Here is a 2,662-nt window from a genome sequence, read left to right as displayed (position 1 = left end):
CGCATCGCCACCCTGGTCGAGGGGGACCTGGCGGAGCACTGGCGCGAGTCCGCCGAATTCCTCGCCCTCGCCGTCGAGGCCTGGCCGAAGCGGCTGGAGGCCATGGGTCTGGTCGATCCGGCCTGGCGCCGCGCCCGCCTGCTGCGCCTGCTGGCCACGGCCTGGACCGAACGGCCGCCGACCCAGACCGTGATCGCCGCCGGCTCGACCGGCACCGCCCCGGCCGCCGCCGATGTGCTGGCCGCCGTCGCCGCGGCCCCGCGCGGCTGCGTCGTCCTGCCCGGCCTCGACCGTGAGCTGGATCCCGCGGTCTGGGCGACCCTGGGCGACAATGAACAGCATCCCCAGAACGCCCTCTGGCGGCTCCTCCACGGCCGGGCCGAACGCGAGGCCGTCCGGCCGTGGTTCAGACCCGCCGAAGACCCCGTCGAGCAAGCCCGGGGCCGCGCCCGCCAGCGGCTGATCAACGAGGCCCTGCGCCCGGCCGACGCCACCGATGACTGGCGCACGGTCATCAGCGCCCTGCGCGCCGACGCCTTCCGGGGCCAGTCCGCCGATCCGATCGCCCAGGGGCTGGAAGGCCTGTCGGTCGTCACCGTGCGGGCCGAAGAGGACGCCGCCGCGACCCTGGCCCTGATGATGCGCGAGACGCTGGAGACGCCCAATCCTGACGGTACGGACAAGACCTGCGCCCTCGTCACGCCCGACATCGCCCTGGGCCGCCGCGTCGCCGCCCGGCTGGAGCGCTGGGGCGTCGTCGCCGACGTTTCGTCCGGACAGCCGCTGTCGCGCATGGCCGCCGGCCGACTGGTCGACCTCGCCGTCCGCTTTGTCGACAAGCCGCTCGATCCCCACGCCCTGCTGGGCCTGCTGAAACACCCCCTGACTTGGTTCGACCTCGGCGAGACCGACCCTGCAGCCGCCCTGCGCGCCCTTGAGCATCACGCCCTGCGCGGCCCCCGCCACCGCGATTGGCCCCGCCTGCGCCGCGCCCTGCTCAAGGCCGGCGAACCGCGCGACGACGGCAAGACCCCGTCCGGGGGAACCCGCGCCCGCCTGACCGCCGCCGGCGTTCTGGTCGACCGGCTGGAGGCGCTGTCCGCCGCCGCCCTCGCCCCCTTCACGCCCGAGGCGCCGCTCGACGCCGCCGCCCGCGCCCTGACGGGACTGATCGAAGCCCTGGCGGGCCAGGACGCCTGGGCCGGCCCCGACGGCGAGGCCGCCGCCGCCCTGCTGTCCGGCCTGATCGAGGGCGGGGCGTCGCTGGGGGCCGTGTCGCGCGCGGAGTTCGCCGACCTGGTGCGCAGCCTGCTGGCGGAAGAGACCGTCCGCACCGGCGGCGCCACCCAGCCGCGGCTGCGCATCCTCGGCGCCATCGAGGCCCGGCTGGTGCGGGCCGACCGCATGATCCTGGCCGGGCTCGAGGAAGGCGTCTGGCCCAGGGCCGCCCCGACCGACCCCTTCCTGTCCCGGCCGATGCGCCAGACCCTCGGCCTGCCGCCGCCGGAACGTCGCCTCGGCCAGACCGCCCAGGACTTCGTCCAGGCCGCCTGCGCCGCCGAGGCGGTCCTGGTCCATTCCGAGCGCCGCGGCGGCCAGCCGGCGGTCCGGTCGCGCTGGCTGTGGCGGCTGGAGATGCTGACCCGCGGCGCCGACGCCCCGGCGACCCCCGTCAGGCTCGAACGCCCTTCCACGACCGTCGAGACCGCGCGTGCGCTTGATGTCCCGCCACCGGGACCGCCCCGGTACGAGCGCCGGCCGGCCCCGACCCCGCCGGTGCATCGCCGGCCGCGCCGGCTGCCGGTCACCGGCGTCGAACGCTGGGTCCGCGACCCCTACGCCGTCTACGCCCAGCGCATTCTCGGCCTGCAGAAGCTCGACCGGCCCGGCGCCTCGGCCGAGGCCATGGCGCGCGGCAACGCCGTCCACCGGGCCATCGAACGCGTCGTGGTCAGCTGGCCCGACGCCCTGCCCGAGGACTGCGCCGACCAGATCGAGGGCTTCCTGCGCGAGGAGCTGGACGCGGCCGGCTTCGAGGATCACGCCATGGCCCGCGAGACCCCGCTGGCGCGCAACTGCGCCGTCTGGCTGGCCGGCTGGGAACAGGAACGCCGGGCCCGGGGCGCGACCCTGCTGGTCGAACAGACCGGCCAGATGACCTTCGGGGCGCCCTTCGGCCTGTTCACCGTGACGGCCAAGGCCGACCGCATCGAGCTGGACGCCGATGGCGCGGCCGTGATCGACTTCAAGACCGGCTCGACGCCCAGCGCGAAGCAGGTCGCCCAGGGCTTCGCGCCCCAGCTGACCCTGACCGCCGCCATCCTCGCCGCCGGCGGCTTCCCCGGCGCGCCCCCGACCCCGGCGTCAGAGCTGCTCTACGTCAAGGTCACCGGCCGCAGGACGCCGGGCGAGGCGATCGATGTCGGCAAGCCCGGCCGCAACCAGCCGCTGACCGCCGCCGAACTGGCCGAGCGCGAACTGGCCCGGCTGGTCGACGGCGTCGCCGCCTTCGACGACGAGTCCCGGCCCTATGTGTCCTGGGCCGCGCCCCAGTTCATGGGCAATTTCGGCGGCAACTACGACCACCTGGCCCGGGTCTGGGAATGGCATGTCGTCGGCGGCGAGGACGAGGCCCCCGAATGACCCTGTCTCCGCTCGACCA

At 75.6% G+C, this 2,662-nt stretch carries 1 protein-coding gene; it reads left to right on the top strand.

Features of this window, described 5'->3' with window-relative positions:
- Positions 1 to 2,643 (top strand): double-strand break repair protein AddB (gene addB, locus WC555_RS15680; protein ID WP_373255074.1); only part of this gene is annotated, 2,643 nt, incomplete at its 5' end.
- Positions 2,644 to 2,662: the final 19 nt, after the last annotated feature.

Origin of the sequence: Brevundimonas sp. (genome assembly GCF_041648615.1) — a bacterium.
Taxonomy (GTDB): Bacteria; Pseudomonadota; Alphaproteobacteria; order Caulobacterales; family Caulobacteraceae; genus Brevundimonas.
Note: the sequence above shows the minus strand (reverse complement) of the source record. Positions and strands in the feature narration are given on the sequence as shown.